This is a genomic window from Ramlibacter sp. (assembly GCF_035706265.1).
Lineage (GTDB): Bacteria > Pseudomonadota > Gammaproteobacteria > Burkholderiales > Burkholderiaceae_C > Ramlibacter.
The window spans coordinates 1-5503 of sequence record NZ_DASSVG010000439.1 but is presented as its reverse complement, the minus strand read 5'-3'; the positions used below and the strand labels follow the sequence as shown (position 1 = coordinate 5503).

4 protein-coding genes and 1 pseudogene are annotated in these 5503 nt (G+C 70.4%); 4 read left to right on the top strand and 1 reads right to left on the bottom strand.

Annotated features, from left to right (window positions below; translation table 11 throughout):
- Positions 1 to 468 (bottom strand): annotated as a pseudogene (locus VFM98_RS15610) (sorbosone dehydrogenase family protein); the annotation flags it as partial.
- 67 nt (positions 469 to 535) lie between these two features.
- Between VFM98_RS15610 and VFM98_RS15605 the strand changes: the two are divergent.
- The 4 genes from VFM98_RS15605 to VFM98_RS15590 are packed head-to-tail and all read left to right on the top strand — an operon-like array spanning position 536 to position 5372.
- Positions 536 to 1276 carry an alanyl-tRNA editing protein gene (locus VFM98_RS15605; protein ID WP_325110824.1) on the top strand — a complete coding sequence of 247 codons (741 nt, stop codon included), beginning with the start codon at positions 536 to 538 and terminating at the stop codon, positions 1274 to 1276.
- Between the two features lie 43 nt (positions 1277 to 1319).
- Positions 1320 to 3458, top strand: coding sequence for a protein-disulfide reductase DsbD family protein (locus tag VFM98_RS15600; protein WP_325110823.1), 2139 nt, complete (start codon positions 1320 to 1322; stop codon positions 3456 to 3458).
- Between the two features lie 26 nt (positions 3459 to 3484).
- Positions 3485 to 3964 carry a CoA-binding protein gene (locus VFM98_RS15595; protein ID WP_325110822.1) on the top strand — a complete coding sequence of 160 codons (480 nt, stop codon included), beginning with the start codon at positions 3485 to 3487 and terminating at the stop codon, positions 3962 to 3964.
- Positions 3965 to 4007: 43 nt separating this feature from the next.
- Positions 4008 to 5372, top strand: a complete 1365-nt coding sequence (locus VFM98_RS15590; protein ID WP_325110821.1) for an O-acetylhomoserine aminocarboxypropyltransferase/cysteine synthase family protein — start codon at positions 4008 to 4010, stop codon at positions 5370 to 5372.
- Positions 5373 to 5503 lie beyond the last annotated feature (131 nt).

Sequence of the window (5503 nt, the reverse complement as noted above, 5' to 3'; positions counted from 1 at the left end):
GGGCGAGTGCAAGCCGTCGATGAAGACGCTGCGCGTCTCCGCCTCGCCGTCGCCGTCGGCATCGCGCAGCAGGACGATCCGGTCGGGGCTGGGCACGCCGGCCCCGGCGCGCTTCATCACCTGCTTCATGACGAAGGCCCGGATCCCCTTGGGCTCCTGGCCGGGGGGCGGCTTGGGCGCATTGCTTTCCGCCACCAGCACGTCGCCATTGGGCAGCACGTACAGCCAGCGCGGATGCTCCAGCCCGCGCGCCAGCGCCGTCACGCGGAAACCGGCCGGAGCCTGCGGCTGCCCGCCCGCCGGCCAGCCCTGGGCCGGCGCGATGTGCACGGTGGGGAGCAGCGCCTTCGCCGGCGGGGGCAGTTGCGGCTGCGCGCCCACGGTGGCCGCTTCGGGCAGGCGCGCGATGTCGCTGCAGCCGGCCAGGCCGGCGAGCAGCATGGACAGGATCCAGGCGCTTCGCGGCATGGCACGGAGTGTGCTCCGGAGATCCTTCGATGTGTGGGGATTCCGCGGGAAAAGGGACAATCGGGGGATGACGCAAGAGCTGTTTCGACAGGATGCCTACCTGCGGGAAACGCCCGCCACCGTGCTCGCCGTCGGCGAGCAGGGGGTTCTGCTGGACCGCACCGTCTTCTATCCCCTGGGTGGCGGACAGGCCGGCGACAGCGGCGTGCTGGTGCTCGCCGACGGCCGCGAACTGCGGGTGGCCGACACCCGCAAGGCCAAGGACGACCAGGGCCAGCCCACCGGCGCCATCGCCCACCTGCTGCAGCCCGGGCAGGAGGCGCTGCTGGAAATCCTGCGCCCGGGCGACACCGTGGTGGCCCGCATCGACTGGGAGCGCCGCCACAAGCTGATGCGCTTCCACACCACCACCCACCTGCTTTGCCACCTGGTGCCGCAGCTGGTGAACGGCTGCTCCATCACGGCCGACTACGCCCGGCTGGACTTCAACATGACGGAGCCGCTGGAGAAGGAAGCGCTCACCGAGGGCATCGCCCGCCTGGTGGCGGCGGGGCATCCGGTGGACATCGGCTCCATCACCGACGAGGAGCTGGACGCCAATCCGGCGCTGGTCAAGAGCATGTCGGTGCAGCCGCCGCGCGGCACGGGGCGGGTGCGCACCATCCGCATCGGCGGCGCCGCCGCCATCGACTACCAGCCCTGCGGCGGCACCCACGTGGCCAACACCTCGGAAATCGGGGCGGTGGTCGTCACCAAGATCGAGAAGAAGAGCGCCACCACCCGACGGGTGGTGCTGGGCTTCGCCTGAACGTCGGAACTTCGCGCACAACGCAGAGCTCCACCCCTGAGTCATGACATTTTCCCGCCTGTTCGCCACTTTTGCCCTCGCGGCCGTGCTGCCCGCGGTCTCCCTCGCCCAGGCGGACAAGGCCGTGGTCAACACCGATCACGTCCGCGCCGAGCTGCTGGCGCACGCACCCGAGGGGCTGGAGGCCGGCAAGCAGGTCTGGGTGGGCCTGCGCATCACGCACCAGCCCGAGTGGCACACCTACTGGAAGAACCCAGGCGATTCCGGCTTGCCGACCGTGCTCACGTGGTCGCTGCCGGCCGGCCTGGAAGCCGGCGAGATCGCCTGGCCGGCGCCGCACAAGCTGCCGGTCGGTCCGCTGATGAACTACGGCTACGAAGGCACGGTGCTGTTGCCGGTGCCTCTGACGGTCACGCCGGCCTTCAAGCCGTCGCTCACCGGCGACGCCGAGCTGCGGCTGCAGGCCTCGTGGCTGGTCTGCCAGAAGGAATGCATCCCCGAGGAGGGCAGCTTCACGCTCAAGCTGCCGGCGCGCGGCTCCACGGCGCTCAACGGCGGTGACTTCCAGGCGGCGCTGGCCGCCGTCCCGCAGACGCTGAAATCGGCCGCCCAGGTCAAGGTCGAAGGCCAGAAGCTGGAGATCTCGGTCCCCGGCCTGCCCGCCGCTGCGCGGGGAAAAAACCTCGAGTTCTTCCCCGAAACCGGGGAAGTGATCGATCCCCCCGCCGCCTGGACGCAAGCCTGGCAGGGCGACACCTGGACGGCCAGCGTGCCGCTGTCGCCCCACCGCGGCGCCAGCCCCGACGTCCTGCCCGTGGTGCTGGCGGCCGGCTCGCAGGCCTGGCGCGTCGAGGCCCCGGTCACCGGCACCTGGCCGGCCAAGGCGGCCCCCGCCGCCGCGGTCTCGCCCGCCCTGCAGGAGGCGCTGCGCCAGAACGCCGCTATTCCCCAAGGCGGCGGCGCGCCGGCCACGGCCAGCACCACCTTCCTGGCTGCCCTGTTCGGCGCCCTGCTCGGCGGCCTGATCCTCAACCTGATGCCTTGCGTGTTCCCGGTGCTCGCGATCAAGGTGGTGGGCTTCACCCAGCACGCCGACGACCGCCGCGGCCACCGCATCAGCGGCATGGCCTACACCGTCGGCGTGCTCGTTTCCTTCGCCGCCCTGGGCGCGCTGATGCTGGCGCTGCGGGCGGCCGGCGAGCAACTCGGCTGGGGCTTCCAGCTGCAGTCACCGGCGGTGGTGGCGGCGCTGGCCGCGCTGTTCACGCTGATCGCGCTGAACCTGGCCGGCGTGTTCGAGTTCCGCTCCTTCCTTCCGAGCTCGGTGGCGACGATGGAAGCGAAGCACCCGGTGGCCAACGCCTTCCTCACCGGCGTGCTGGCGGTGGCGGTCGCCTCGCCCTGCACGGCGCCTTTCATGGGCGCCTCGCTGGGATTCGCGGCCACGCTGCCGGCCGGCGAGGCCATGGCGATCTTCGTCGTGCTGGGCTTGGGCATGGCCCTGCCCTACCTCGCCGCGGCCTGGATCCCGGCCTTTGCGCGCTGGCTGCCGAAGCCGGGCGCGTGGATGGAGACCTTCCGCCGGCTGATGGCCTTCCCGATGTTCGCCACGGTCGCCTGGCTGGTGTGGGTGCTGGGGCAGCAGAGCGGCATCGACGGCGCCGCCTCGCTGCTGGCGCTGCTGGTCGCCTTGAGCATGGTGGTGTGGGCGCTGACGCTGCGCGGGCGCACCCGCGTCGTCCTGAGCTCGGTGGCGCTCGCCGGCCTGGCCTTCGTCGCCTGGTCGATCGGCGCGTCGATCACGCGGCCCGCGGTGGCGGGGACGGTCTCCGCCGCGACCGACAGCCGCTGGCAGCCCTGGGCGCCGGAGCGCGTGCAGCAGCTGGTGGCGGCCGGCAAGCCGGTGTTCGTCGACTTCACCGCCGCCTGGTGCGTGACCTGCCAGCTGAACAAGAAGACGACGCTCTCGCGCGACGACGTGCTGGCCGATTTCGACAAGAACAACTTCACCCTGCTGCGGGCCGACTGGACGCGCCGCGACCCGACCATCACCGCGGCGCTCGCCCAACTGGGACGCAACGGCGTGCCGGTGTACGTGATCTACCGCCCGGGCCGCGCGCCCGTGGTGCTCTCCGAAGTGCTCGGCGCCGACGAAGTCCGCAACGCGATCGCGCAGATGTAGCCGCGCGCTGTGCGTAAACTCGTGCGATGAGCACGATCCACGAACTGCGCCGCATCCTCGGCACCTGCCGCACGCTCGCGGTGGTGGGACTGTCCCCGCAATGGCATCGCCCGAGCTTCTTCGCGGCGAAGTACATGCAGGAGCACGGCTACCGCATCGTCCCGATCAATCCCTCGGCGCCCGAGATCCTGGGGGAGCGCAGCTATCCCAGCGTCACCGCCGCGGCCGCAGCCGGCGAGAGGATCGACCTGGTGGACTGCTTCCGCAAGAGCGCCGACATCCCGCCGATCGCCGACGAAGCCATCGCCATCGGGGCGAAGTGCCTTTGGATGCAGATCGGCGTGATCGACGAAGCCTCGGCCGCCAGGGCGCGCGCCGCCGGCCTCGACGTGGTGACGGACCGCTGCGTGAAGATCGAACACGCGCGCCTGTTCGGCGGCCTCAACTGGGCCGGCGTCAACACCAAGGTGATCTCGGCGCGGCGGCCGCAGCAGTTGTTCTATTGAACGCTGGGGTTTCGCTTCGCTCCACCACCAGCCTGCGAACAGCATGAGCCAGAACGACGAGGACCAAGGCTTCGGCAAGACAGCGCAAGAGCGCGGCGACCGCGAATACGCGTTCGCCACGCGGGCGATCCACGCCGGCGCCATCCCCGACCCGGTGACCGGCGCGCGCGCCACGCCGATCCACCAGACCACCAGCTTCGTGTTCGACTCCGCCGAGCACGCGGCCAGCCTGTTCAACCTGCAGACCTTCGGCAACGTCTACAGCCGCATCAGCAATCCCACCGTGGCGGTGCTGGAGGAGCGGGTCGCCTCGCTCGAAGGGGGCCGCGCGGCACTCGCCTGCGCCACCGGCATGGCGGCGCAGATGACGGCGATCCTCGCCATCCTGAAGGCCGGCGACCACATCGTGGCGGCTTCCACGCTCTATGGCGGCTCCGTGGGCCAGCTCGGGATCGGCTTCGGCCGCCTCGGCATCGAGACCACCTTCGTCGACCCGGACGATCCGGAGAACTTCCGCCGTGCGATCCGGCCGAACACGCGCGCCGTGTACGGCGAGACGCTGGGCAATCCGCTCGTCAACGTGTTCGACATCGAGGCGGTGGCGCAGATCGCGCACGAACACGGCCTGCCGCTGATCGTCGACAACACGGTGCCCAGCCCCTACCTGTGCAACCCCTTCGCCTTCGGCGCCGACATCGTGGTGCACAGCGCCACCAAGTACCTGGGCGGCCACGGCACCACCATGGCCGGCGTGCTGGTGGAATCGGGCAAGTTCGACTGGGGCGGCGGCCTCGCGCGCGAGAAGTTCCCCGAGATGCTGGAGCCGAGCCGGGCCTACCACGGCGTCAAGTTCTACGAGACCTTCGGCGACTTCGGCTACACCATGAAGGCGCGCATGGAGGTGAACCGCACCTTCGGCGGCGCGCTCTCGCCGCTGAACGCCTGGCTGATCCTGCAGGGCATCGAGACGCTGCACCTGCGCATGCAGGCGCACTGCCGCAACGCGCTGCGCGTCGCACAGTTCCTGAGCGACCATCCTTTGGTTGGCTGGGTCAACTATCCGGGCCTGGAAGGCTCGCGCTACCACGCGCTGGCGAAGAAGCAGTTCCGCGCCATCGACGGCCGCCCGGGCGCCTCGGGCATCCTCACCTTCGGCATCCGTGCGAACGATCCGGTCAAGGCCGGCGAACGCTTCATCGACGCCTGCGAATTCCTCTCGCACCTGGCGAACATCGGCGACGCCAAGACGCTGGTGATCCATCCGGCCTCCACCACGCACCGCCAGTTGAACGAGGAGGAACTGCAGCGCGCCGGCGTGCGGCCGGACATGATCCGGCTGTCGGTGGGCATCGAGGATGTCGAGGACATCCTGTGGGACCTGGACCAGGCGCTGCGGAAGGCGGTTTGATTCCCTGGGGTCTGCGGAAGGCGGTTGATTCGCCGGGGTCTGCGGAAGGCGGTTTGCGTAGAGGGCTGGTGCTGACCGGAGGGAAGCCCAGCTTCGCTGCGCTCGCTGACCGCTGGGCTTCCCTTCGGTCA